This is a genomic window from Bacillus aquiflavi (genome assembly GCF_019915265.1).
GTDB lineage: Bacteria > Bacillota > Bacilli > Bacillales > Cytobacillaceae > Bacillus_BT > Bacillus_BT aquiflavi.
In genome coordinates, this window is record NZ_CP082780.1 from 3074336 (window position 1) to 3099869 (window position 25534).

Genomic DNA, 25534 nt, shown 5'->3' on the forward strand with positions numbered 1-25534 from the left:
ATCGGCTTAATGACTGAACATTAGAAACCCTATATAATTTACATCCCAATAGCGGCTTTCACCATTTTTTTATTTTTTCAGATATAAATTGTTTATATTTATCATCTTGTTGTAGTTCGAAAACAACTAAAGCCTTTTTCATATGTTGCTTAGCCTTTTTAAAATGACCTTGAATCTCATAATTGTAGCCAATATGGTAATAAAGCTCACCCAATAAATATAAATTGTCCTTCTCAATACACCATTTTATCCCTTCTTTACAATGAAAAAAGGATTCATTATAACGGTGCAGTCTCGTTAACACGCGAGCTATATTATAATGTAAGCGGCAATAAATTGTATGATCATTGAGAAAGGGCAGCTGTTCTAAATGCTCTTTAGCTAACAAATATGTATCAATTGTTTTTTTATAGTTTTGCTCCTCGAAATAAATGGAGCCTATACTAAGCAATACTTCGATTTCTCTTTCCGACCAAACCTTTTCCGTCGTCTTTGTTAATAAGATGGCTTTTTCAAGTGTTTTTATCGCTTTTTCTTTATCACGATTAAGCATATATTCACATATTCCTTTATGCCAAAGCAAGAGCTGCAAATTTTTATTATTTTGAGTAAAAAGAGGATTTTTTTCTTCGAGTTTCACTATTTGTGCCATTTCTTCATAATTTGAATTTCTTCGTGTATATGTTAGTTGCTTGTAAACTTCTTGTACATAATCAAGACGAGGTGTTGTACCTATATCAAAAAAATAGTTTACGTCAACCCCTAGTCGTTGAGAAATTAGATATAAAGTTGTAGCATATGGATATACGTCCCCTTTTTCAATTTTACTAATTTGTGCTTGGGTACAAATACCATTTGCTAGTTCTTCTTGTGACAACCCCAATACTTTTCTCAACTCTTTAATTTTTTTGCCAATTGCAAAAAAATCCATTTTTGACTTCACCTCAAAAAAATATTCCTAAAGTTATAATATTCATCTTCTATTCTAGCAAAGAAAACATTTTTGGACTTTTTTTCTGCTTAAACAGCTAAATTAATGAAATTGCCTAAATGAAAACTATGTTTTAATAAAATTAATAGTTAATATTTAATAAAATTTTTAATATAAGGGGGGAATTTTTTCTTGAAAAAGCGTTTACTATTACTAGTTACTGTATTTACCATTATATTTAGTGTCGCAGGTATTACGCTAACGTCAGCTGAAACAAATGTTACACCTCAAGAGTTACCGACAATTTTTTAATTTTAAGGTAATTTGATAATTATTTATTCTTTCATCCTCAAGGAATATTTCATATTCCATGTCTATTTACTTGGGCTCTTTTCTTATAACTAATCTCTCTGCAACATTGCACTTTCATAATGAAAGTGCACTTTTTTTATTTTTTGCTATGTTTCTAGGTCCATTCCTATGAGACTTCAATCTCACATGCCTTGCTATGCTGAAAAAGTTCGTCTAACTATTTAAAACGAGGAGAAAGCGTGCTTTTTTCTCTGATCGATTTCGTCAGAAGAGAAATAAGCCAATAATGAACAGAGTGTTTTCAGTTTGACAAATAGTCTCATTTATTGTTATAAGCTTTCACCTTAACTGATAACGATTTAAATGTTTAAAATATTGATTTGTAGATAAACACAGCCCCCTGTTAAAAGGGGACTGGCATTTAGCTTTTTGTAACTCCGAGTAAAATATATTTGAGAACTTGCCTTTTCGTCATTTGTTTTAACGACTTTTTATTTACATCAGATAATTGCAATGGTGTAATTATCGAAGGTTTATCATCACTTTTCTTCGTAATTGATAATACTACGAGCTCCCCCTGTTTTAATCCGTCAATAATTTCTTGTTTTCCGTTAACCTTCAATCCCGGTTTAATCTTCCGCCTTTGAAGTTTGCCTTTATGATTAATGATAAAAACATAATGATGATTACTCTTTTTTGCAATACTATTTTGAGGAATAATTAAAACATCTGTTAATTTTTTAAAAATAACTGATAAATTGACATGCATTCCAGAGTAAAGTTCCGTTCCTTCACCTTCTTCTAGTTTCACGGTGAACGGATATAAACTTTTTCCTTCAACTTTTGGACCATCAGCAGGCAATGGGGATATTTGCTCAATTGATCCTGTCATTTTTCCTTTTTTAATATCTGAATAAATATTAACTTTCATCCCTTCGGTTATTTTATTACGCTCTTCTTCCGTTAAATCACCTTTAATAACAGGTACGACTGAGCTAATTGTGATCAAAGGATTTTTTTTAAACCAACATTAATCTCTTTCACAATTCCTTCGACTTCACTTTCAACAATGAGTGTATCGGATTGATCTTTTAAAGCATTAATCTGCTCTTCGTATTTTTCTGCTTCATTTAGCAGCATATCCTTTTCTAATTCCTTATTTAATATATCTTTATCTATATTAATCTCAATTGTCTTCGCCGTTCCCTGCTCTTCCTCATTAAACTGAAGGGAAGATTTATAATTGTCTAAATGATAAATATGCTCTTCCAAACTCATAATTTGCTGATCAATCTTATTCTTCTCTGTTTCAAGTCTATGTATTTCCCGTTCAAGATTAACTTCGTTATATTCATATAAAGAAGTTCCTGGTGTAATATGTTCTCCTTGCTTAACAAAAAATTGTTTAAAGGAACCGAGCTTTGAATCAAAATAAATGTGATGTTCTTCTGCTGGTGCAACAACTCCTGAAGTTGCAATAGTTTGTGTCAAATCGCCAACTTTGACTGATGTCCATTGATCGAGGTAAACAACTCGTTCGACTTTACTATCTTTTTTAACTATTAGGTAAATATTCAAAAAAACAAACAGAACCAACGATAATAGAAGTATTCTAATTAGCCATTTTTTCATGGAAATCAACACCCTTTATATAAGCTTTTCAATATTTAAATAGCTTACTATTGAAGATGTAACCCAAATAATGATATTTATCCCTAATACGATTAGAAAAATGAACCTTTTGCTTTTTTCTGAAAGTGCTATTAACGTCTTATATTGAATGATAATGACCCAAATAAAAAAAATAGAAAAGGTGCCGGCAAAATGTTTTATTAAGTCATTTGCTGTTAAATATTGCACGATCACTCCTAATGCGAACGGAGAATCTATTTTACTTATTTCAAGAAAGATCATAAGAGGAACTAATAGTAGCTCTTCTACTAATAAAACAACTATAACTAACAGTTGCATAACAGTTGCTTTTAGAAAATTCACTTCTAGTACAATCCAATAAAATAGGGCAGGAAAAAAAGTCATGAGCATCGGATAAATAAATCCCCATAATATATTTCCGCCGACAAAAAACAATTTCCTAGCTGCAAACTCACTTTTATCTAAAGTAGTTAATTCATGAGAAAACCCTTCCGATCCAAGTCCATAATAACCGCCTAGTGCTGATATGAGAACACTGCCACCTATTAACATAACCAGCCGCAGCCAAAATCCGCTAATTACTTCAGCTTGCTGCAGTTGATATAAATATATATTAGGACGGAATATTCCCCTTAATAATCTCACATTATAGTTCATGTTTGTGCTCCTCCAGAAATCGTGAAATGATTATCTATTACTATTTTATCTTAAAAAGGAAAATTATGCAGTTTTAACTTAGCAAGGAAAAAGTACTAAAATTAAAAAGATCCCTCAAAAAATCTAGGAGAAATGACTATCGATTTTTTATCCTACTTTCCTAATCTAGTTCTCATACACTCGTCATCCTATATATTTTACAAATCTTACCTACCCTTCAAATGATCATGTCAATTCGTATTAACAACTGTCGTTAGTCTGCCTAAACAAACGTTTGTTTAAGATTATTCCATCGTTTTGTTGTCGAATACATCTCCATTTTAAATAATATTCGAACATTGTTTTCTTAAAACATATTTTATTGATGTTAAAAGATTGTAAAGTAAAAGGACTTCCTACCTTAATATAGAATTGTAACAAAGGTATATATAAAAAAAGGAGTTGGGGAAATGGAACAACAGCATGAGCTACATACTGCTGAAAAGGTTTCACGTAAAAAAGCATGGCAGCTTTATTTTTCTTTACCTATCATATCTTGGGCACTTTACGACTTTGCAAATACAATCTTTTCTTCAAATATCAATACAATATTTTTTCCGTTTTACTTGCAAGAAGTAATTGGAGAAAATGAAGTATTGAATCAAATTGCCAGTACATTTGTCTCGTATTCTAATGCAGTTGCAAGTATTTTTCTAGTTATCTTTTCACCACTTTTTGGCGTATTAATCGATCGAACTGGACGGAAAAAGAAATATATTGTTGTCTTTACACTGATAACAATCTCTTCAACTTTACTTATGGGGGTTTTTGGAGCAGGTACGATACCTGGTAAAACATTTGGATTGCCTACATCACTTGTACTCGTTGTAATCTTATTTATTATTGCAAAATTTTTTTACCATTCAAGCTTAGTGTTCTATGATTCTATTATTTCTGATTTAGGCTCCAAACAAGAAATTCCGCTTATATCTGGATTTGGAGTTGCGGTAGGCTATGTCGGTACTTTAGTTGGTTTATCGGTATATCCGTTAGTGAGTAACGGAGGATTCCATAAAGCTTTCATTCCATCTGCACTTTTATTTCTTATTTTTTCAATCCCATTTTTTTTATTTGTAAAAGATAAACCAATTGTACCTAAAAAGAAACAATCTTTTCTAGCCGGCTATCGAGAAATTTTCCAAACATTTAAAGAGATGCGATTGTATAAACCTATATTCATCTTTATGATTGCCTATTTCTTCTTAAATGATGCAATCGCTACTACAATCGCAATGATGTCTGTCTATGCCAAAACGATTGTTGGTTTTTCAACAGGTAAATTTATTCTGTTATATCTTGTCTCAACCGTTTCAAGTATTATCGGTTCTTTTATTTTCGGATATGTAACTAAAGCAAAAGGAGCTAAAAAAGGAGTCCATTATGTTGGAATATTGCTGCTAGTGGCTTTATTAATAGCTGTTTTTGCCGTAAATGAAGGAATGTTTTGGATAGCAGGAAGTATGTTTGGTGTGGCTCTTGGGTCTATGTGGGTAACAACTCGCACACTTATTGTTGAATTAACCCCTGAAAATAAACGTGGGCAGTTTTTTGGTTTGTTTGCTTTTTCAGGGAAAATATCGGCGGTAGTTGGACCGCTTATTTACGGAAGCATCACCCTCATTTTCGCTGACTATGGAAACATAGCTAGCAGAATGGCTCTCGGTTCATTGATGATTTTAACTTTAATTGGGTTGATTATCCATTCTAAAATTCCAGAAACAAACGAAATCTAATCTTTATCATAAACTATTCTAAGAGGTCTATCATTGATCGTTTGAACGATCAATGATAGACCTCTTTTTTAATTCTAAAAGTCTACAAAAAACTTTTGATGGTGGCTCCTTATTAAACATTATGTAATTGAAAAATGATCGATTTTTTTAATATATGAAATTAACTTGCTCTTATAGAATTAAAAATGTTTAAATAAAGATATTGAGTTTTTAGATTAATAGAATAGAAATGGGGTCCAGAACTGCAAGTGTTACACTATCGACTATATGAAACGGATCCGTCGTATTCATGGGTTACTTTTATTCATGGAGCAGGAGGAAGTTCAAGTATTTGGTACAAACAAATTAAGGAATACAAAAATCATTTTAATATTTTATGTATTGATTTACGTGGACACGGAAAATCAAAAAAAGATACGTGGAAAAAGAATGACACTTTTATTCAAGTTGCAGAGGATGTCATAAAGGTCCTTGACCATTTAAACATTTCCTCATCTCATTTTGTCGGGATTTCATTGGGAACAATCGTTATTCAAACACTTGCACAAGAATATCCTAATCGGGTTTTATCAACAATTCTTGGCGGTGCAGTCATTAAACTTAATATTAGGGCAAAATTTCTTTTAACAGTTGGCCGTCTATTTAAATCCATCATCCCTTATATGTGGCTTTATAAATTATTTGCAACGATTATAATGCCATATTCCCATCATAAAGAATCTCGTATAGTCTTTATTCAGCAAGCTAAAAAAATGTGTCAAAAAGAGTTCGTACGCTGGTTTTCCTTGACAAAATCTATTAATCCCTTTTTGAAAAATCTCCAATTAAATGTAAAAGGGATCCCCACTCTTTTTATTATGGGCGAAGAAGATTATTTATTTTTAGCCCCTGTGAAAGAGCTTGTAAGTAGACAGCCAGAGTTACACCTTATTACATTGAAAAACTCGGGCCACGTATGTAATATTGACCAGCCACAAAAGTTTAACAAAGCAACTATTCAATTTATCCAAAGCCTGAATTACTAATAGTGAAGTATTTATCACTAGAATGAAAGATCCCACCTTCGCTTTTGTTAAGGTGGGAATCTCACAATACGCTATACAATTATTGTGATAAAATATTCGCCTTAATCTTACATAATGCCGCCTTACGATATTGTTTTACAGCACTTATTGATATTTGTTCAATTAAGGCAATTTCAGTTTGTCTCAACCCAAAGTAAAAGGTATATATCACCCATTTACGCTGTTTTAATGTTAGTCCTGTACAATACGATAGCAAAACTTCAAGCTCAAGGGGATCTTTTGGCGAAAAATCAATAATAGAATCCCAAAACTCTTCCTTTGGATAGAAGCTTATTTCCTCGCCTTTACATGATTTAGTTAGCTCTGTCATTATTCTTCCCCTTATATACATGTATGCATAGCTTATAAAACGACCCTTTTTATGATCAAACCGAATGGCAGCATCCCAAAGAGCTATTAATCCGATTTGATAGTATTCCTCTCTGTTTTTATAAATGTGTAATGACTTAATAATTTTGTGGATCATTGGAGAATATTGCTTAACTAATTGATCAAAACTATCCATTTCAAATTTCCCTTCTGGAAAACGCACGCTAACCTTCTAAATTCCCGGGTTATGTTCTACAATAAATGGATTAAAAAAATATACGAACAAACTTATCTACTATAACTACAAATAAAACATAAAAAAGTTAAAAAATCCCTTACTAAAATTTTATGTTTCCGACAAAATATTTAATCTTTCATTTAAATTTAAGAAAGCATAAAATGATTCCAACTTTCCTGTAATTAGTCAGATAAACGTTATCCCTCATCATTTTCTTATTTATCCGTTTAATTCAACAATTATAGGAAAATTGGTTTAAAATAATAATAATAAAGAGATAAAAGATCTAATTTGGTTAAAGTTTTGTAAAAAAATGTTTTAGAAAGCTTAAGAAACGATTACAAAGTGTAAATCTTTTACAATTACACTCCTAATTTTCCTTTACTTTTTGTATCATAAGATTGTAAGTTAATTTGAAACTATGAGGAGGAAGGAATATGAAAGGCTTTAAACAATGGCTACTAACGTTTATGGCAGCATTTATGCTAGTGGGAGTTATGACGGGATGTAACAATGATAAAAATACTGAAGACGAAACAAAAACAGAGGAAACAGAAAACTCTGAAGAAACAAATACTGAAAAATCTGGAGAATAATTTATTACGTAAAAAATGAGATAATAATTTCCAAAATTGATCAAATGAATGTCATATCACCTCTTAAAACCTAAAGACTTCCTTAACGGAAAGTTAAAAAATAAAACACAATGAAAGCTGTCTAGCTTAATAATTAGACAGCTTTCATTGTGTTTTATTTTGATCGCCACTAAACTTATCTACTTTTTACATAATTCATACAACAACAAAAATGAAACGTCCCAGATTCATATTACAAATTATTCTTTTACTACTATTTGTATTTTTGAAGGTTTTGAATAATAAATAATGCAGTGCGAAGAACGATACCATTGTTTTCTAAATGTATAGGGTGAGCAATTAATGTCAAATTGTTCCCCATTGTTAAAAATGACTCTATTTTTCCCGTTTTTATCATCATACTTATAAATATGCTGTGGGAAAACCCATCTACAATCAAAATGATCTGGAGATTTGGTTGGAAATGTGTATATAGATTCTTGTAGGGAAATGATTAGCGGAGTTTTCTTAGTATATTCAAGGACTGTGCGAATAGCTTTTACTTTTCCTGATTAATCTGCACCATCTTTCAAAATACAAGCTTCATTTAATAGATCCACTGCCTTCTTCTTCGAATAATAAGTTCCTTTTTGATCATAAATTATTGTTTCATATTCTGGATGAAGTGCCTCTTTCAGCCCCATCGTAGATGTGGAAATTAAATAGTTTTCTTTAACTACCATTTTATCTCCCTCCTAAAAACTATCATACTACTAAAAACCATGATTTTCCATTAATTTTCATTTTTTTTAAAATAGATTCGTCTTATTTATGTGAGATTGTAGTCTCACACAATTGAGCAAACAAATCAAAACAGCTAACTATTTACGTTAGCTGTCAGCTTATAAACATTGGCATATTTGAAGTAAATACTTCTCAATTAGACGTGTTCGGAACTTTTAACGAAAAGCAAGTAAAAAAGAAAGGTTGTAAACGTTAGCTATCCTTCCTTCTCACTCCAAAAAACACCCATAGGACGAGCGGAATAAGAAGAAAGGATATTGAAAGGACACCAATCCAACCGAAGCTATTCCAAAGAACACCACTTATTGTTCCCCCGGTTGCAACACCCACATAATAGCAGACTAAATACATACTAGATGCCCCGCCTTTATGATGGGTTGCACGTTCGTTCACAATTGCGGCCATTAAAGAATGGGCAGTGAAAAAACCAAGACACGTTAAACAAAGTCCAATAATAACAGTCGTTAACGATGGTACTAACGTTATCCAAGAGCCAGCGATTAAAGTAATTACTCCAGTAAATACGATCTTTGTCTTAGGTATATGAACAGCCAGTCTTCCTGCTACCATTGATCCAACAATTCCTGCCGTATATGCAAAATAAGTAAAAGAAATATCCTTTACTGTCAAAAAAAACGGTTCTTGTTCTAGATAAAAAGGTAAATAAGTCCACGCTCCAGTAAATGAGAATTGTAAAATAACACCCATAATAAAAACTGGAATGAGCTTTTTGTTTTTCCCATGCACAAGCATACCATGTATATCTTTCTTATATGAAGTATTACTAGGCTCAAAGAAACGTGAACGCGGCAATAAAAAATAAAAAACAAGGAAAAAAACTAAACTTAAACTAAATAATAAATAAATTGATGTTTCCCACTTAAATACATCGGCTGCGTAGCCGACAAACACTCGGCCTGCCATTCCCCCAAGTCCATTTGCGGCAATATATGTAGCAATGCCGACACTAACACCCCGAGGAGAGACTTCTTCACTAATATAAGCAATTGCCGCAGCTGGTAAACCAGCTATAAAAAACCCTTGAAAAAGGCGAAGTAATAAAAACAAATTAAAACTAGGTACAAACGGCATAAAGATTAGCGGAATGATCGAACTAATTAATGTAATCATCATAATGTTGTGTCGTCCGATTCTATCTGATAAAAACCCGAAAAAAAGCAAACCAATAATCATCGAAATAACTGCAACTGATAATGATAATCCCGCTGTTGTTTCAGTTACTCGAAAGTCTCTTACTAATAAAGGCATGATCGGCTGAACAAAATAAAGATTCGCAAATACGATGACAGATGCACAAGTCATTGCAACCATCATCCTTTTAAACGCCTTATCCTTTAATGTATATTTATATAATTTCCCGCCTTCTCTTTCTTCTGCCAAAGTACTCAATTCTTTCACCTGAATTCTATCCAATAATCGTCTTTAACTTGAAAATCCCCTTAACTCGTAGTACTCCAAAATTCTTTTTATTTCTACAAAGTTTAGTTATAAATATTTTATCATACTGTTCAAGTTTGTTTTTTATTACGATGTTAAAAAAATTGTTGTTTTGGGCTCATTGTTCTAATGATATAAAAATATGCTAACACAGACTACTGTTATTGTTATTGTTTTTGCTACTATAACAACAAAAATTAAATGGGATTGAATAATAAGGATGAAAAGCGAGCGTTCTTTTATGGAACAGCTTTCATTTTTATATAGTTGCTAAATATTTGTGCAAAAAAAGAAGGGGATATTCCATATTTATAGAATTTATTTAGGGATTAACGTATTAGTCAGCTTTCTTTAAACAAATAATTTTGCTAGTGCATTAAGAGCAGGGGGATGGGTACTTGAAGTAGCCTTAAAACCTCTAAGTAAATCTGCAGCAAATACAATTAAAAAATATCGATTAAAAATTGCTGATGGTCTTGACAAAGCTGAAAATGCTACTAAAAGGGGATTATCTAAAGCTTTTCAATCAGTCGGTATCCCTAAAAGTGTTGCTGATGATATAGCGAATATTATTGTTTCATTTTTATTATAAAAACAAACTAAAAGGGGATCAGTAAGACAGTTAATGCTTTATTTTGCAGTCTTACTGTTATATTAATTAATGAAAATAAAAGATTATATTTTATTACCTTTATATCTAATAATTGTCATAGCCATCATTGTAAGTGTAATGATGGGAATTCAGTATTTAGCTAGTATGATTTTAGATTTACAATTTACTAGTTCTTATGGACCAATTTTCTTATCTTTAAATATTTTTGTTGGCTTTATCCTATTAATACCTATAAGCATCTTTACTATTTGAGTATATTGGAATAGCCAATAAAGGAACATATTTATTACTTGAATTAACGCAGTTTGTTCTATTTTTTTGTTATATGGAACTTAGTCTATCTTATATTCATATTGTTAATTTAGTAATGTGTATAACAAATTTGTATATTTTACTATCATGTATTTTTTGTTTTTTGCTCTTGCAAAAATTGGGGATTTAGTCAAAAAATCTGATGAAAAAGCTCGAAATATTTAATAAATGAGGATAATTATAAAATGAAATATAGTATAAAATTGATAGTTCTTGCTTTTGTTTTTGTAATGTTATTTGGACAAAGTATTACAAATGCTAGTGGAGTAAAAAGATAAATTGATATTCAATCTATTATTGGAGACGATGATCGAGTTAAAGTAGAAGATTCTACGGAAATACCTTATTCAGCTATTTCTTTTTTATTTTTATTAGATATAATGTGTACGGGTACATTAATAGCTGACGACAAAGTATTAACTGCCGCTCATTGTGTATACTATATTGTTAATAATAAATTCTATAGAAATAATAAAATATTCCTGGCGTCCATAATGATGAATTCCTATTTAATTCTTCAGATTCAGTAGAGTATTTTATACCAAAGGAATACATATACCCAAGGAAATTCTAAATATGATTATGCAGTTATAAAGCTTGAAAATCCTATTGGGGAAAATAACAAAATTAATAAGATAAAAAAAGTAAATAAATTTACAAATACATCGATAAGAATAGTCGAATATCCTAATGATAAACTTATTGAAACTGGGATAGTTTCTCAATATGAGCATACAGGGAAAGTTGTTAGCGAAAATAATAACATAATTTATTATGAAATTGATACTACAGCAGGACAATCAGGTGAACCCATCTTAAATAATAAAAATGAAATCATTGTGTTTTGCAAGTAAAAAGTTTATAAAAATGCAACGAAAAGTTTAGAACTTTGCCAGCCCTTAGTTTCTTTGTATTAACGATTCGATAAAGCGTGTTTTACGCGATAACTATCACCTGTAAAACTTAAAAAAATATGAGCGTGATGAATCACTCGATCGACCAAGGCAGCTGTTAAGCGTGCGTCAACGAATACTTTATTCCACTGACTAAACTCCAAATTTGACGTAATCACAAGGCTCTTTTGTTCATACCAATCGGAAATCAATTGAAATAATAATTCCGCTCCGTCCTTGCTAAAAGGCGCGTATCCCATTTCATCTAGAATGATCATATCGACTTTAGTAAACTTGTTACGAAAAAGTTGAAATCGACCTTCGGCCCATGATTTTTCCAATAGCTCTATTAAATCGGCGACTCGGTAGAAACGGACTTCATATCCACTTCTACAAGCTTTTCGACCTAATGCAGTGGCTAAATGTGATTTTCCTGTTCCGGGGGCTCCAGTTAAAATTACGTTTTCTTTTTTTTTAATAATAAAAGAAAGGGATTCAAGACTTTCTCTATTAATGTTTGGCGGAAAGTGAATGTGCTCACCCCATTGGTACTCGTTATACTCTTTTTCATTCATAAATTTTGCTTTTTTTGATTAAACGTTCACCTTTTGCTAGTTCTCTTAAATCGATCTCCTGCTGTAATAATTCCATTAGATACTGTTTTGGACTCTCGAAGGGTATCTTCTGATACAGGTCGGAAACGTATGCTAAACGAAGCATCTTACACCTTTCTTTAATCAAGTCAGACATGCTTTACAGCCTCCTTTGCAGGAGAATCATTCATGGGTTGGAGGGAATCATAGATATTCCAGTCCACATCATAAGGGTGGTTCGTAGAATCACCGTAAACTTCTTCTGGTAATAATTCATAGAATCGTTCATCTATTTCTTGCATGTCATGATTTAGAATTAGACTTAATAACCACTCAACACGCTCTTTTCTTAGTGTTGTTGATTCGATATTTAAGTAATGTGCAATTCTTCCAGGCAAATAAGGAAAATACCGAGAATATACAATGGATCGTGGCTTCCAGCTCCAATTTTTTAATATAGATTGCCATGGGGATTTCTCTCGTTTGATTCATATACGGTCGGGGTCCTTTAGAGAGGAGCTCACCATTTGTAGAAACAACTTTGTAGTGATCCCAATACAAAATCAAATATAAACTGCTATAGTGGTAACTTCTAGGCACATGAATCAATGCTCCATCAATACGGACTTCACCATATTTGTTAGCTGTTACCATTGATTGTTTAAATACTGGATAATCTACTTCAGGTAAAGCTAATCCAAATTTCCCTTCTTCCTCCAATAAATCTGCGATAACGAGCTTCTTCTTGTAATGAAGGCGTTGATGGTCTTGTTTTTAGAATGTTCAAATAACAACTCGCGCAAGTGAATTAAATCTTTAATGACGGGGGATGGAGTGAAAAAGTTATAACGAACATATCCAACCTTGTTTTCTACGTGTCCTTTTTCATTTCCTTTTCTCGGATTACAGGCTTGTGCTTCAAATCCGTAATAACTCGCAAAACGTTGAAATGCCTCAGTGAAAATAGTTTCTTGATTCCGGCTTCTTGCTTTAACAACCGCTGCCGAAAGATTATCCAAACGAAGCTTTCTTGGTACAAAACCTGCTTCATCAAAAAGTACTTTAAGACCTTCCAAAAAACATTCCTGGTTTTCTGCCCTTAAAGGAACTGCAAACCCCCCGTTACTATACGGGAAACTCATCACTAAACAATGTATGTCTTTCACTTTGCCATCTTCGATTGCCTCTGTAATTCCAAAGTCTACTTGAGCTTCAGCGGGTGGATGAGTCAGCCTTTCGTATTCTACTTTCCATTCATCCGCTTCATCCAACATTTTTTCTTTCCATTCTTCTTTGATAAAGTTACAAACGGTTCGATAAGAACCGGGAAAATCTAACTTCTGTAATTGCTTAAACAGAATCGTGTTATTCCTTCTTAGTTTCTTTTTAAGTGCATAATCCTCAACTAGCCAATCAATGACAATTTCTCCCCACTTTTCCTCATACATCATCCCCTTTTTTACAACTACGTTTTCTTCAGGTAACTGATCTTCATCTGCATACTTTTTGACAGTTGTCCAACTAAAACCAGTGCGTTTTGAGATTTCGTTGATTGACAAGGATTTTATATTCCTTAATTTTTTGATATGATTAATTTCAGGCATTGCTAGCATCCTTTCATCCCCCCACCTTTAATTGATTAGACACCAATAACGGTAGGGTATATTGAGAGGGCTGGCAAGCCTTTTTTATATGTGCAACCTTCTAACATTTTGGTTGCAATACTCTTAACTTTTATTTTGCATTAAACAATCATTGGGATCCATATCGGTAATTATTATTCAAACAGATTAAATCTAGGTAAAAAAAATACATAAAGAGATGGATAAATTTCTTAAAAAACATGTTAAGAAATGAGTATTTAACTTTCGCAGAGAGAAATTGGCAAAAGAATCAAGTTGTAAACGATTGCAAGAAAAAAAGTATAGTGAGTAATCATTATATTTTTTTTGGCTTGGAGGCCAAATGAGGCATCTGTTAACCGAAGCGCATAATACTGAAATTAACATCTTCTTCAAAAGGTGCCTCACTCATATTTACCAGATCCTCTTCTTTGTCATTAATTCAAATCCATTTTCAGTTAATTTCATAGGTGATATCAAATCTCCCGAGATGGGATCAATAAAAGCATCTTCTTTATCCAAGGTAATTTCTATTTCAGATGCTTTTGAGAAACTTGGAAACGATATGAATAAAAAAATAACCTTAAAGAAGTAAATATCGATTTTTTTCCCACTTCTTTTCCTCTTTCAAAAAGATCAATATATAAAATGAAATATCCACACTAGTTTGAATTACTAGTTATTTTGTAATATATCTTTCTATCACGATCAAATTCAGGGTGTATTTCTAAACCTTCTTCATTTTTAATAACTTCTTGCTCATCTTCATATCCGCCAAGATAAATGATATATTTTTTGTTTGACTTAGTCTATCGTTCCTTCTACTGATACCTTATTATCGGGTTTAGATTTTTAATTACTAAATCAACTCTAGATCCTACGGGATACCAACTATATTTTCCGTTTAATTTCGCTATATTAGAAACACCGATCGCATAACCATCCTCATTTGGAATAGAATATATGACAAAATATTCATTATCTACCTCCGTTTCTGCAATAATGTCTTGCTTTGTAATTCCTGTTTGTTTTATTCCCTCATTAACTGCTTTTTCATACGAATCAAACCACCGTTCATTACTTTGTTGACATCCTATCATAAACAACGATAAAAGCATAAGAATTAAAATAAACTTTTTTACTTTATTCCCCCCATCTAAACACAGTTTCTGAATCAAAGTATAGAACATAAAATCATACTTTTCCAATTTTTATTCAACTCTGACAGTTTAAGTTATTATAGTTTTCCTTTAAAAGTTAAATAATATCCTATCACTTAAAAAGACACTTTTAATATCATTCAATTATTTTGAAATAAGTATTCCTAACATCTATATTATGCATGAAGTACTCACAACACCAATTATTAATTTCCTATACTTAACAATTTTTCGAAATACACTTTTATCTTGCAGTCTGAAAAGATTCTTTAAAACACCAACTCCAACGATAACCTACTTCGTTTCATATCTTCAGAAGAAAAATAACCAATAGCATAGTCTTTTTATTAAAAGGAACTAAGCTTCGTTTTTATTTCACACCTCATAAATTTTTTCGTTATAATAAAAGAATATGGCTTTTTATAACACTGTTTCATATAAGTATTGAATGGTGATCTTTATTATAAATAAAGTTACATTTTTGTAAAATTGGAAGAAAAATAAGTGGGGGTTTGAGGCATGGCATACATTGATGAATCGTATGAAGATGATTTAAAATACTGTGCAAACAAGTGGGCTGAGCTTCTAAAACCAGACTTTGAAAAGGATATAAAACTCATCCAAAAAGGGCTCTTTCTTTTTAGGCAAGAGCAAGTTTATGAACTAAGGCTGGAAAATAACTTCATTTTTGCCTCTGTTCAAGATGTAATGCCAGTCAAAGTAAAAATTAACTTGAATGATCCAGAAATGAGTGAGTGTTCTTGCCCTGCAGACTATTATTGTAGGCACCAGCTCGCTGTGTTTTTTGCAGCCTATAATCAATTTAACAGTGTAACAAATTGGGTCGAGGAATGGCGAAAACCATTAAAGCTTAAGATCATTTCCACGAAAGTTGGACTAAAAAAAGCTAAAGATTTAGTAAAATCGGTGGGTGTATTAAAACCAGACTATGATCAATGGATCGAAACATTTTCTCAAAGCTTTAAAACCATTGTCCAAGAAACTAAATATAAAAATCCTTATACAATTATAGAATTATTTAATATTTACTTACGACAAATAAAGGCAAGTGCTCCTCCTCTGCAAGAAGTGAAAAATCTTTATGAACTAATTAGTTTAGTTATATCCTTTAACAAACTGAGTAAATTTATTGAGCAAGCTCATTTTTCTGAAGAGCAGATCAACCTGTATTTCCAGCCGATCTTTCGCAATCTAATTGAATTAGCAGAGGCAGCCATTCAAAAACTAAACGTTCAATATCTTCCATTTTCTTTTGATATTTTTATTAAAAAGCTATGTACTGATACAGAAAAATTGTTAGTCATAAGTCCGAATACTGATACTGAAGCATCAATCCTTCAGTATCACCGAACGATATTTTTCTCAATTCTATGGGAGGAATTGTTTTCAAAAAAAAACTGGCAAGATCGTGAGCTTGTCCGTTTAAATAAACAGATTGAAATGACTAAATATTATCCAATTCAACATTCTATGTATATTACAGGCTATATTCACTTATTATTTGTAGCAAAAAAAGATAAAGAACTATTTGAACGTCTCAAATACTTTGATTTACCCCTTCCCTATATCTTAAATTGGGTTGTCAGTCTTTTAAAAAAACAGCAATGGAATCGAGTGACCCCTTACATAGAAATATTAGTTAATAGAAGTGGGGACTATTTAAACCTTCTTGATCAGGAAGATGCCTGTAAAGAATTCTCCGATTTTGTAATTGAACAAATGAACATTTATTGCACCGCTTGCGAACGGATTGATTTATTTGAAAAAACCCTTCTTCACCTACTTCCATACAGCTTTGAAGCATGTGAAGAATTTTATTATGAACGAAAAGATTTCGATAGATGGATTGAATTGATGATTTATTTCAGAATGAATGTAAGTGAGATTTCTCCTCAACAGTTAAAAACGGTTGAAAAACATGATCCATTAATACTATTATCTCTATACCACCAGTCGACACAATCACATATCGATATGAAAAATAGGGAAAATTATAAAGAAGCAGTTCAACAGCTTAAAAAATTAAAAAGTTTATATAGCAAAATAGGGAAAAAAGAAGAGTGGACATCATTTTTATATATATTAAAGAAAAGAACAAAACGCCTTCGTGCCTTTCAAGAGGAATGCGAAAAAGAAAAGCTTTACTACATTGAAAAGGGGGAAGGAGTGAATGATAAAGGGAAATAAATTTAAAATAGTGCTCTGTAACTTAGATGAATCCTTTTACTTTGTGACACTGATAAATGAACATAATCAAATCATCGATCCACATATTTGGAAGAACTGGTTATTTAGCAAGCATCATGAAACATATTATGGAACAATGATTGATGTGAAACATTTCAAAAAAATGATCGGTGTAAAAATAGATGGTTGGCAGCTTATTAGTTTATTAGCGCAAGAACAATTTAATCCGTTCGTTAACTGGGACTGGTGCGAACTCTCACAGCTTTGTTTGGCAGTTGCTCCAGTCATTTATGAAGCAATAATCAATAAATATTGGCTCCCTGATTTTTCCGATTTGGAAAATAGTAAGTTTCGTTGGTCTCTTCCAGAAAGTGTGAAACAAGAATTTGATCCTTCTTTTTGGACTGAGACGATTACTTACGACTTAATATTAGAAATAGATAAACAGCCAATACTAATAAAAACTTTTGTTAAACAACTATTTAATGATGCTTTAAATTCATATATAAGAAAAGACAATAACTTAACATCTAACCTTAGCCAAAAATTGTTGATACTTAAAAAAAGTAAAGTTCCCTTTCACGACTTAGCTGCTTTTTTTGATAAAGATAGCTGGCTTGAATGGGCAGGCTTAAAAGAAGATAAACTGCCGTTTTCCATCGGTCTTCGCCTTGAAGAACCAGAAGAGGATGGCGGCGATTGGTATCTTGAACCATTTTTAAGAGGAAAGGAAAATGAAGGTGAGCTTTTTGAATTAAATAGTAATAAGTCCCTACCTAACAACTGGCGTCCATTTTTAAAGTTAGTCGATCAGAAATTTGAGCAAATTGCTCAGCTTGTCCCATTTTTAAAAAATGATGGTCGCCTTACAAACCGTCTTACAGAAAATGAAGCGTGGATTTTTTTAACAACTATGAGTGAGTTATTGCTTACTCTTGGAATTGAAATACTTTTACCTTCATGGTGGCAGGCCATTAAGGATTCTCAACTAAAAGCAAAGATTCGTATTAAAGGGAGTGGCTCAAGCCACAGTCCATCTTACGTAGGTATGCAAGCACTGTTAAATTTCGACTGGCGTTTTTCTATGAACGGGGTTGACTTATCAGAAGAAGAATTTCAACAGCTTGTAGAAGAAAAACGAAAGCTTGTCTTTATTAAAGGCCGCTGGATGAGCCTTGATCCTAAAATGGTGTATCATATTCAAGATTTATTGAAAAGGGCAAAAAAAGAAGGGCTTCACGTTCGTGATCTTCTACAACAAGAGCTCATTTATTCAGACGAAAAAGATAGAATTGAACATGAAAGTGATCATTCTTTTAAACATATACAATTTGAGTTAAGCCAACAATGGAAAGTAATGATTAAGCACCTTACAGAGCTTAACAACATTCCGGATTTCCCTGTTCCATCAGGTTTTAATGGAAAGCTGCGTCCTTATCAAAAGCAAGGCATGAATTGGTTGTTATTTTTAAGGCAGCATGGCTTTGGAGCATGTTTAGCAGATGATATGGGACTTGGAAAAACAATTCAACTGATCTCTTATTTATTGTCTTTAAAAGAGCAAGGTCACACTAATCCAGCACTTATCGTTTGCCCCACATCTGTACTTGGCAATTGGCAAAAAGAAATGGAACGATTTGCACCAACCTTAAATATTTATTTGCATTATGGAAAAAAAAGACTAAAAGAACGAACTTTTATAGAAAAAGTAGATCATTATGATGTTGTACTTACATCTTATTCTTTAGTCTCTATTGATTTAGAGTTGCTTAAGCGAATACATTGGAATACAGTCGCAATCGATGAGGCACAAAATATTAAAAATTCGGAAACGAAACAATCTAGAGCTGTTAGAAGTTTATCGAGCCAGCATCAAATTGCTTTAACTGGAACACCAATGGAGAATCGTCTCTCAGAACTATGGTCTATATTTGATTTTATTAATCGTGGCTATTTAGGCAGTCTCAGGCATTTTCAAAAAGAATTTGTCTTTCCGATTGAAAAAGATAATGATACGAATAAAATTCAGCGTCTTCAAGCACTTATTAAGCCTTTTTTACTTCGAAGAACTAAAAAGGACGAAGATATTTCCTTAAATCTTCCTAATAAACAAGAACAAAAGGAATATTGTCCATTAACAAGTGAACAAGCATCTTTGTATGAGCAGCTTGTTGCCGATACGTTTGGAAAGCTAGAACAGTTATCTGCATTTGAACGAAAAGGATTAGTTTTACAAATGATTAATAAGTTAAAGCAGTTGTGTAATCATCCTTCGCTCTACTTAAAAGAGAAACTGCCCCAATCAATCGTTAAACGTTCAATAAAACTACAAAAGTTAGTTGAGCTTGTTGGGGCAGTTTTAGAGCAAAAAGAAAGCTGCCTTATTTTTACTCAATACATTAAAATGGGAGAGCTAATTCAAACAGCATTGAAAGAGACATATCATCTTGATGTACCTTTTTTAAATGGAGCTGTGTTGAAATCTCAGCGTGATGAAATGATTAGACAATTTCAAAGCAACAAATTTCCTATTCTTCTTTTATCATTAAAAGCAGGGGGAACTGGATTAAACTTAACGGTTGCCAACCATGTTTTCCATTTCGACCGTTGGTGGAATCCAGCAGTTGAAAATCAGGCTACAGATCGTGCCTATCGAATTGGACAAAAACGCTTTGTCCATGTCCATAAGTTTATTAGTACTGGGACATTAGAAGAGAAAATTGATGAAATGATTGAGAGAAAGCAAGCTTTGAACAATGAAATCATTCAAAGCGACAACTGGATTACCGAACTGTCAACAACTGAACTAAAAAAATTAGTTTTTCTTTCATAGTTGTATAGGAAAAATGAATTATTTGGCTCTGTTTTGTAACAGTGCCAAATAATTTTAGTAAATTTATTAACGTTTAGAGAAAAACCCGACTGTTGTGAACAGTCGGGAATAGTGAGGGAGTTTAAGAGGATATATTCTCTTTCTTGAAGATAGTCAGAAGAACTTGCGAGGATTGTTCTGTTTGTGATTAGATTTGTTTTAAAAGAAGGTTATATTAATTCTTGACTCATGTTCATATCATATCGTTGTCTAGTAAGACAAACTCTTTTCGTTTGCCGAGAAGCATCTTGTAAAGAGTATTCCATTTGAATCACTCTTTTACTTAAGGTATCAACACGTTCATTTGTTTTACCGAGTATTTTTATTAAGCTTTCAAGTATTATTTCCAGTCTTTCGGCTCTTTCGAGCGCGTTAACCAATTGTGTGCACCTCCTGTTTTTCTTTATTCATTTCTTCTTCAGTCTTTTTCCTTCCCATAAATTTTACTGATTCGGCAACGACTTCAGTTACATAAACTTTAATGCCCTCATCATTTTCATAATTTCTAGTTTGGATTCTGCCGGTTATCCCAACAATGGAACCTTTTCGGCAGTATTGCGCTGTATTCTCAGCAATCCGTTTCCATAATGTACACAGTACGAAATCTGTATCAATCTCTCCATACTGATTCCGATAATGACGATCCAACGCAACCGTCACATTTGTTACAGGAATTCCTTCTGCGGTGAACTTCAATTCAGGATCGCGAGTCAGCCTCCCAACAATCGTAACTTGATTAATCATTTTTCAGCTCCTTTACTTTTTAAAGTTTTTCGATTGGCGTTAAATTTGCCTAATCGTATTGCCATCTTATAAAAACTAGCAATTTTAGTAAAATGATTAAAATGGCATTTTTATTAACATAAAATAAAGAAAATACAGTTTTTATATAGAATAAATCTTATTTTTTTAAAAGAAATTGTGTAAAATTGCAAAAATATAGCTTTTTATTTTTATTTTTCGACAAATAGAAAACAATAAGCTGTAAACAAACAACAAAACAACTGTTAGCTTTATTTTTAAAAATTTAGTACAGTTCGCTTTCATTAAGTCGTATGTTATAATTTTTTTCAAAAGGAATGAAAGGAGCCAAAATGAAAACGTTTAAGTTAGTTTCGTTACAAATTGTAGAAGATACAGCACTGAAAGATATCGAATTAACAGACGGACTTATTATTAATAAAGAAGATGAACGTAGCACTTGGTTAATTGAAGCGTTTATAAGTAAAGATTACTTTGATTATTTTAACCAGCCTTATCAAAACAATGATGATTTGATAGTTCAAGCAGTTATTACAGATCCAGAAAATGATCCTGCACCTTTTAAAGTAAAAATACGTTCAATAAAAGAGATAAATCACCATATTAGTGTGCTTTTTGGTGGAGTATTAAAAAAATCGCGAAATGAGTATGCTGAATTAGTGCTAAGTGAGTTATTAGAGAAAGGATTAGATGGAGACGATTTATTAAAAGCATTTCAGCAAAAAATGCGTATGAAACCAAGTATTGCAGCTTTTAAAAATTCAAATTAATAAACAAAGAACTTTCTTTTTTGACGATTTTACACGTTTACCCCCACTACCAATTGTATAGTGGGGGTTGTCTATGCTTATTAGGCATAAAATGTACTTAACGATCTCGATTATCGTCATCATTTCGGTCAAGTCTGTCTTCAACCATATCTTCTTGCGGTGTATTATTATCCTTCATTAAATCACCATCATTATTAACGTTTTGATCGTTTGTACCGTTATTCATGTCATTGTTGTCATTTCCAATTCCATTGTTATTATCGTTTCCTATCCCATTATTGTCATTATCATTTGTCCCTGGTACATCTACATCATTGTTTGGCGGAGGCGGCTCTTGATCATTATTATTAGTTGCGCAACCTGCTAAGATGATTGCTGATAGCAAGGAACCTCCGATTAACATTAAAAGTTTCTTTTTCATTGTGAACGCTCCTTTCAAGTTTTCAGATTGTGACTTTCCCTTTGGTCTTCTGTTATGTTGCCCAATAATAACAATAACTTTCATTATTTTGTAAAATTTTTTTTGTAAAGATAATTTTAGTTGTCATTACACGCATTTAAATAGCAAATTTCCATTAATCTTTTCAAAAATCGTATTATTTTTTTAATTAATTCACTAAAAAGGACACAAAAAAACCAGTTATTTTATACAACTGGTTAACAATAAATAAATAGTGGGCTAATAAATCATTCTTTCTTCTCACCAAGCGCAAACATGATTTCCGTTTCACAAACGATTTCATCATTAACAGTAGCAATTCCTTTTCCTTTTCCAATTGCCCCACGAACTCGAGTCATTTCTACTTCAAGACGAAGTTGATCACCGGGTTTTACTTGCTTTTTAAAGCGGCAATTGTCAATCCCAGTAAAAAAAGCAAGTCGACCTTTATTTTCCTCTTTCTTTAACATTGCAACTGCACCGACTTGTGCTAATGCTTCTACAATTAATACCCAAGGCATAACTGGATAATCAGGGAAATGACCATTAAAAAATGGCTCGTTTGCTGAGACATTTTTAATACCAACAGCTCTTTTACCTTCATCGATCTCTAACACTTTATCAATTAATAAAAAAGGATAACGATGCGGAATTATATCTTTAATTTGCATGATATCAAGCATTATTGTTTTTCCTCCTTCATTTTTTAAGCACCCTTTACAACAAATATTTTCTCTACTTAGGTGATCGATTAACACAGGAGAAAGAATTTTAGCGGTAATTTATATAAGGAAAAGCATTTGAGGAGAAATGCCATCTTAAAAAAGACGCTTTCTTTTTGAATTTAGTTCGAATAGATAGAGACATTATTCACTTTTTATTAAATCTACAATATGTGTCCATGTCTTTATTTGAAAAACCTCCAGCGGCTTTCCATCTCCTATTACCCCATAACCTACTACAGCACCAAGCAACCCGCTTATCGCAATTAAGAAGGCAAAGATAACTAGACGTAGCCAAATTGGAACTAAACGAATCCTGACTAGTTTTTTGTCCGTCTGAGCTCCTTCCTGGTCATTGCTGCTAAGCTGTTCACTATTTTTCTCCTTGAAATTAATATCTTTTTCCTGCCTCTTTTTAAGCCTTTCTTGTCTTGTTAACATCTTTTCTTGATTGTTTGACTTAATTGACATCTTTTTCTTCCCCTTATAACGGATTCCCATTAATAATTAATAAATCACAGATAAACGAGATAAAATCTGCTATAGCTCAACTTTTACTCAAATTTATCCGACATTCATAACTTAAACTACATTAAAACCCTATTATAAGTAATTATAGGTCAGGAAACAGCAAAAAATTTTAAGATCCAACAAATTTTTTCATACTCATAAAATATGTATGTTTTTAAATCATTTTAACAGATAAAAAATTCCCTCATTACAATTAATAATATATCAAGGGCAGTTGTGTTATCCACTTGTAATAACTGCCCATTTGAAAAATAGGTGATTTGTACAATTTTTAAAACCACACTTATTTCATTCTTTAACCTAATTTTCTATCTGGAATTTTATCAATATTTTCAAGCATAATACCTGTCCCAACTGCAACACAGTCCATTGGGTTTTCGGCTATTAAAACAGGTACTTTAAGTTCTTCAGCAAGAAGCTGATCGATTCCGTGAAGTAAAGCGCCGCCCCCGGTTAATATTACGCCTCGATCAATAATATCAGCTGAAAGCTCAGGAGGTGTTCTTTCAAGTACCCCTTTTGCTGCATGGACAATGACTGTTACAGACTCACGAAGAGCGGCTTCTATTTCCGCAGATCGAACTGTTATTGTTCTAGGCAAACCTGTGACCATATCGCGTCCCCGAATATCCATTTCTTCACTTCTAGAACCAGGAAATACAGTTCCAATATTTATTTTTATATCTTCTGCTGTTCGTTCACCAATTAACAGTTTATATTCCCTTTTAATGTAATTTAAAATTTCTGAATCAAATTTGTCACCGGCCATCTTAATTGAAGAAGAAGTAACAATATCACCCATTGACAATACAGCAATATCTGTCGTTCCTCCTCCAATATCAACCACTATATTTCCGCTTGGCATAAAAATATCCATCCCTGCACCGATAGCAGCTACTTTAGGCTCCTCTTCTAAATAAACCTTCTTTCCACCGCTTTTTTCCGCTGCTTCTTTAATTGCCTTTTGTTCAACACTTGTGATATTTGTTGGACAACAAATTAAAATACGCGGTTTTGAAAAAAAGCCCTTAACACTTAATTGATTAATAAAATATTTTAGCATTGCCTCTGTAACATCAAAATCGGCAATAACACCATCTCGTAAGGGGCGAATAGCAACAATATTTCCTGGAGTACGACCTACCATTTTCCTTGCCTCTTCCCCTACTGCTAGAACTCTGCTTGAATTTCTATCTATCGCGACAACTGCCGGTTCATTCAAGACAATTCCTTTCCCTTTTACATGGATTAATACGTTAGCAGTTCCAAGGTCAATCCCAATATCCCTAGCAAACATTATTTTTTCGTTCCTCCTTAAATAACTACGAACAAGTTCTTCTTTTCCTAATTTGTTATTTTAGCACATTAGCTGCGAAAGAAGTATCTTTTTTAAAAATCATCTTAAAAAAAACTGTATTTTAGCACGAAATATATAAAAATACTTTTATTTTTATCCAATTTCTATTTTCATACAGAAAATCATTTGACTGTTTCGCCTTTCTTTTCCTCCTTTTTATATTTCATTTTTGTTGCCTCGCCCCCGCGTAAATGACGTATTGATTTATGATAATCCAAAATCTCCTTTACCTCATTTGCAAGTTCCGGATTAATTTCAGGAAGCCTCTCTGTTAGATCTTTGTGAACTGTACTTTTGGATACGCCAAACTCCTTCGCGATTACGCGAACCGTTTTTCTCGTCTCCACGATATACTTTCCAATCTTGATAGTCCTCTCTTTGATGTAATCGTGCACACCACTCGCCCTCCCTAAATTGGATGTGAGAAGTGTGAAATGAGATTCGCTTTTCGCTCGATGATGTACCGTTATTTTCCGCAAGCATTGTCCTTATTTTTTAGGCTATGTTAAACGATCATGTTGTTTAGACTCATTCTTTTGAGTTTGCAGTTAACAAATATGCTAGTTAAATCAACAACATTATTTAACATAACTATTTTTTAAGCGAACAAAGAAAATATGCGGCAGAAAGCAAAACGACTTTCTGAAAGTATGATGAATAAACATGTCCCCGACTAAATCTCGCTGCCAACAAAACGACTCCTCACCTCAAACACTCTCTTTGTAAAGGTTTGTAACATTTTATTAGCTTGGGTAAGGGATTATGCACGAAAAACATAATAGGGACAGGGATTATCCAATTTTTTTAAATTTTTATTTACTTTTCTATAAATAAATTATCACAAATTATTGACAAATGGAAAAAAGAACAAATGAAATGTGAATAA

At 32.4% G+C, this 25534-nt stretch carries 25 protein-coding genes and 1 pseudogene; 7 read left to right on the plus strand and 19 right to left on the minus strand.

Annotated features, from left to right (window positions below):
* Positions 1-58 precede the first annotated feature (58 nt).
* The 4 genes from K6959_RS14915 to K6959_RS14930 form a co-directional block, all read right to left on the minus strand.
* A complete protein-coding gene (locus K6959_RS14915) occupies positions 59-931 on the minus strand; it encodes a helix-turn-helix domain-containing protein (RefSeq protein WP_223086897.1) in 873 nt (290 codons plus the stop codon).
* Positions 932-1664: 733 nt separating this feature from the next.
* Positions 1665-2174 carry an efflux RND transporter periplasmic adaptor subunit gene (locus K6959_RS14920; protein ID WP_223086899.1) on the minus strand — a complete coding sequence of 170 codons (510 nt, stop codon included), beginning with the start codon at positions 2172-2174 and terminating at the stop codon, positions 1665-1667.
* 74 nt (positions 2175-2248) lie between these two features.
* Positions 2249-2875, minus strand: coding sequence for a hypothetical protein (locus K6959_RS14925; protein WP_223086901.1), 627 nt, complete (start codon positions 2873-2875; stop codon positions 2249-2251).
* A 15-nt stretch (positions 2876-2890) separates the two neighbouring features.
* A complete protein-coding gene (locus tag K6959_RS14930; protein ID WP_163243391.1) occupies positions 2891-3553 on the minus strand; it encodes a hypothetical protein in 663 nt (220 codons plus the stop codon).
* A gap of 449 nt (positions 3554-4002) precedes the next feature.
* Between K6959_RS14930 and K6959_RS14935 the strand changes: the two genes are divergently transcribed.
* Both K6959_RS14935 and K6959_RS14940 read left to right on the plus strand, forming a co-directional pair.
* Positions 4003-5325, plus strand: a complete 1323-nt coding sequence (locus K6959_RS14935; RefSeq protein WP_163243392.1) for an MFS transporter — start codon at positions 4003-4005, stop codon at positions 5323-5325.
* A gap of 248 nt (positions 5326-5573) precedes the next feature.
* Positions 5574-6350, plus strand: coding sequence for an alpha/beta fold hydrolase (locus tag K6959_RS14940; RefSeq protein ID WP_163243393.1), 777 nt, complete (start codon positions 5574-5576; stop codon positions 6348-6350).
* A 79-nt stretch (positions 6351-6429) separates the two neighbouring features.
* Here the strand turns inward: K6959_RS14940 and K6959_RS14945 are convergent, their stop codons facing one another.
* Positions 6430-6915, minus strand: a complete 486-nt coding sequence (locus tag K6959_RS14945) for a sigma-70 family RNA polymerase sigma factor (RefSeq protein WP_163243397.1) — start codon at positions 6913-6915, stop codon at positions 6430-6432.
* 479 nt (positions 6916-7394) lie between these two features.
* On the opposite strand from K6959_RS14945, the gene K6959_RS14950 reads away from it, so the two are divergent.
* Positions 7395-7553, plus strand: coding sequence for a hypothetical protein (locus K6959_RS14950; RefSeq protein ID WP_163243394.1), 159 nt, complete (start codon positions 7395-7397; stop codon positions 7551-7553).
* Positions 7554-7792: 239 nt separating this feature from the next.
* Here the strand turns inward: K6959_RS14950 and K6959_RS19920 are convergent, their stop codons facing one another.
* The 3 genes from K6959_RS19920 to K6959_RS14965 all read right to left on the minus strand — a co-directional run bounded on the left by K6959_RS19920 (position 7793) and on the right by K6959_RS14965 (position 9755).
* Complete coding sequence (locus tag K6959_RS19920; RefSeq protein WP_223088404.1) at positions 7793-8086, minus strand: competence protein ComK; 294 nt, start codon at positions 8084-8086, stop codon at positions 7793-7795.
* 18 nt (positions 8087-8104) lie between these two features.
* The gene (locus K6959_RS14960) at positions 8105-8275 is read right to left on the minus strand and encodes a competence protein ComK (protein WP_223086902.1); all 171 of its coding nucleotides are present in this window, start codon (positions 8273-8275) and stop codon (positions 8105-8107) included.
* 253 nt (positions 8276-8528) lie between these two features.
* Positions 8529-9755 (minus strand): MFS transporter, encoded by a 1227-nt coding sequence (locus K6959_RS14965; RefSeq protein WP_262421802.1) that lies wholly within the window; start codon positions 9753-9755, stop codon positions 8529-8531.
* Between the two features lie 1344 nt (positions 9756-11099).
* Here K6959_RS14965 and K6959_RS19925 point away from each other — a divergent pair.
* On the plus strand, positions 11100-11249 hold the full coding sequence (locus K6959_RS19925) for a trypsin-like serine protease (RefSeq protein WP_223086904.1): 150 nt from the start codon (positions 11100-11102) through the stop codon (positions 11247-11249).
* Positions 11250-11632: 383 nt separating this feature from the next.
* On the opposite strand, the pseudogene istB reads toward K6959_RS19925, so the two are convergent.
* The 4 genes and pseudogenes from istB to K6959_RS14985 form a co-directional block, all read right to left on the minus strand.
* Positions 11633-12362, minus strand: a pseudogene (gene istB / locus K6959_RS14975) (IS21-like element helper ATPase IstB).
* Between the two features lie 176 nt (positions 12363-12538).
* Complete coding sequence (locus K6959_RS19345; RefSeq protein WP_262421803.1) at positions 12539-12925, minus strand: hypothetical protein; 387 nt, start codon at positions 12923-12925, stop codon at positions 12539-12541.
* On the minus strand, positions 12898-13818 hold the full coding sequence (istA, locus tag K6959_RS19350; RefSeq protein WP_262421804.1) for an IS21 family transposase: 921 nt from the start codon (positions 13816-13818) through the stop codon (positions 12898-12900). The genes K6959_RS19345 and istA overlap by 28 nt, the downstream gene beginning before the upstream one ends.
* An 830-nt stretch (positions 13819-14648) precedes the next feature.
* The gene (locus K6959_RS14985) at positions 14649-15035 is read right to left on the minus strand and encodes a hypothetical protein (RefSeq protein WP_163241046.1); all 387 of its coding nucleotides are present in this window, start codon (positions 15033-15035) and stop codon (positions 14649-14651) included.
* A 471-nt stretch (positions 15036-15506) separates the two neighbouring features.
* Here K6959_RS14985 and K6959_RS14990 point away from each other — a divergent pair, with 471 nt between their 5' ends.
* Positions 15507-17195, plus strand: a complete 1689-nt coding sequence (locus tag K6959_RS14990; RefSeq protein ID WP_163241044.1) for an SWIM zinc finger family protein — start codon at positions 15507-15509, stop codon at positions 17193-17195.
* On the plus strand, positions 17179-20028 hold the full coding sequence (locus K6959_RS14995) for a DEAD/DEAH box helicase (RefSeq protein WP_163241042.1): 2850 nt from the start codon (positions 17179-17181) through the stop codon (positions 20026-20028). Before K6959_RS14990 ends, K6959_RS14995 begins: the two co-directional genes overlap by 17 nt.
* A gap of 209 nt (positions 20029-20237) precedes the next feature.
* Here the strand turns inward: K6959_RS14995 and K6959_RS15000 are convergent, their stop codons facing one another.
* Both K6959_RS15000 and ssb read right to left on the minus strand, forming a co-directional pair.
* Positions 20238-20447 (minus strand): hypothetical protein, encoded by a 210-nt coding sequence (locus tag K6959_RS15000; protein WP_163240891.1) that lies wholly within the window; start codon positions 20445-20447, stop codon positions 20238-20240.
* Positions 20440-20811: a single-stranded DNA-binding protein gene (gene ssb / locus K6959_RS15005; protein ID WP_163241040.1), complete on the minus strand. Its 372-nt coding sequence runs from the start codon at positions 20809-20811 to the stop codon at positions 20440-20442. The genes K6959_RS15000 and ssb overlap by 8 nt, the downstream gene beginning before the upstream one ends.
* A gap of 350 nt (positions 20812-21161) precedes the next feature.
* On the opposite strand from ssb, the gene K6959_RS15010 reads away from it, so the two are divergent.
* The gene (locus K6959_RS15010; RefSeq protein ID WP_163241038.1) at positions 21162-21599 is read left to right on the plus strand and encodes a YwpF-like family protein; all 438 of its coding nucleotides are present in this window, start codon (positions 21162-21164) and stop codon (positions 21597-21599) included.
* A gap of 97 nt (positions 21600-21696) precedes the next feature.
* On the opposite strand, the gene K6959_RS15015 is transcribed toward K6959_RS15010, so the two are convergent.
* The 5 genes from K6959_RS15015 to spoIIID all read right to left on the minus strand — a co-directional run bounded on the left by K6959_RS15015 (position 21697) and on the right by spoIIID (position 25043).
* A complete protein-coding gene (locus tag K6959_RS15015; RefSeq protein WP_163241036.1) occupies positions 21697-22020 on the minus strand; it encodes a hypothetical protein in 324 nt (107 codons plus the stop codon).
* A 266-nt stretch (positions 22021-22286) separates the two neighbouring features.
* The gene (fabZ, locus tag K6959_RS15020) at positions 22287-22721 is read right to left on the minus strand and encodes a 3-hydroxyacyl-ACP dehydratase FabZ (protein ID WP_223086906.1); all 435 of its coding nucleotides are present in this window, start codon (positions 22719-22721) and stop codon (positions 22287-22289) included.
* A gap of 183 nt (positions 22722-22904) precedes the next feature.
* Positions 22905-23231 (minus strand): DNA-directed RNA polymerase subunit beta, encoded by a 327-nt coding sequence (locus K6959_RS15025; protein WP_163241032.1) that lies wholly within the window; start codon positions 23229-23231, stop codon positions 22905-22907.
* 355 nt (positions 23232-23586) lie between these two features.
* Positions 23587-24588, minus strand: a complete 1002-nt coding sequence (gene mreB / locus K6959_RS15030; protein WP_163241030.1) for a rod shape-determining protein — start codon at positions 24586-24588, stop codon at positions 23587-23589.
* A 182-nt stretch (positions 24589-24770) separates the two neighbouring features.
* A complete protein-coding gene (spoIIID, locus tag K6959_RS15035) occupies positions 24771-25043 on the minus strand; it encodes a sporulation transcriptional regulator SpoIIID (RefSeq protein ID WP_163241028.1) in 273 nt (90 codons plus the stop codon).
* Between the last annotated feature and the right edge of the window lie 491 nt (positions 25044-25534).

Coding starts and splice junctions, on each gene's coding strand:
- K6959_RS14915 (WP_223086897.1), bottom strand. CDS start 931: ATGGATTTTTTTGCAATTGGCAAAAAAATTAAAGAGTTGAGAAAAGTA.
- K6959_RS14920 (WP_223086899.1), bottom strand. CDS start 2,174: ATGAAAGTTAATATTTATTCAGATATTAAAAAAGGAAAAATGACAGGA.
- K6959_RS14925 (WP_223086901.1), bottom strand. CDS start 2,875: ATGAAAAAATGGCTAATTAGAATACTTCTATTATCGTTGGTTCTGTTT.
- K6959_RS14930 (WP_163243391.1), bottom strand. CDS start 3,553: ATGAACTATAATGTGAGATTATTAAGGGGAATATTCCGTCCTAATATA.
- K6959_RS14935 (WP_163243392.1), top strand. CDS start 4,003: ATGGAACAACAGCATGAGCTACATACTGCTGAAAAGGTTTCACGTAAA.
- K6959_RS14945 (WP_163243397.1), bottom strand. CDS start 6,915: ATGGATAGTTTTGATCAATTAGTTAAGCAATATTCTCCAATGATCCAC.
- K6959_RS14950 (WP_163243394.1), top strand. CDS start 7,395: ATGAAAGGCTTTAAACAATGGCTACTAACGTTTATGGCAGCATTTATG.
- K6959_RS14960 (WP_223086902.1), bottom strand. CDS start 8,275: ATGGTAGTTAAAGAAAACTATTTAATTTCCACATCTACGATGGGGCTG.
- K6959_RS19925 (WP_223086904.1), top strand. CDS start 11,100: ATGTGTACGGGTACATTAATAGCTGACGACAAAGTATTAACTGCCGCT.
- istA (WP_262421804.1), bottom strand. CDS start 13,818: ATGCTAGCAATGCCTGAAATTAATCATATCAAAAAATTAAGGAATATA.
- K6959_RS14990 (WP_163241044.1), top strand. CDS start 15,507: ATGGCATACATTGATGAATCGTATGAAGATGATTTAAAATACTGTGCA.
- K6959_RS14995 (WP_163241042.1), top strand. CDS start 17,179: ATGATAAAGGGAAATAAATTTAAAATAGTGCTCTGTAACTTAGATGAA.
- ssb (WP_163241040.1), bottom strand. CDS start 20,811: ATGATTAATCAAGTTACGATTGTTGGGAGGCTGACTCGCGATCCTGAA.
- K6959_RS15010 (WP_163241038.1), top strand. CDS start 21,162: ATGAAAACGTTTAAGTTAGTTTCGTTACAAATTGTAGAAGATACAGCA.
- K6959_RS15015 (WP_163241036.1), bottom strand. CDS start 22,020: ATGAAAAAGAAACTTTTAATGTTAATCGGAGGTTCCTTGCTATCAGCA.
- fabZ (WP_223086906.1), bottom strand. CDS start 22,721: ATGCTTGATATCATGCAAATTAAAGATATAATTCCGCATCGTTATCCT.
- K6959_RS15025 (WP_163241032.1), bottom strand. CDS start 23,231: ATGTCAATTAAGTCAAACAATCAAGAAAAGATGTTAACAAGACAAGAA.
- mreB (WP_163241030.1), bottom strand. CDS start 24,588: ATGTTTGCTAGGGATATTGGGATTGACCTTGGAACTGCTAACGTATTA.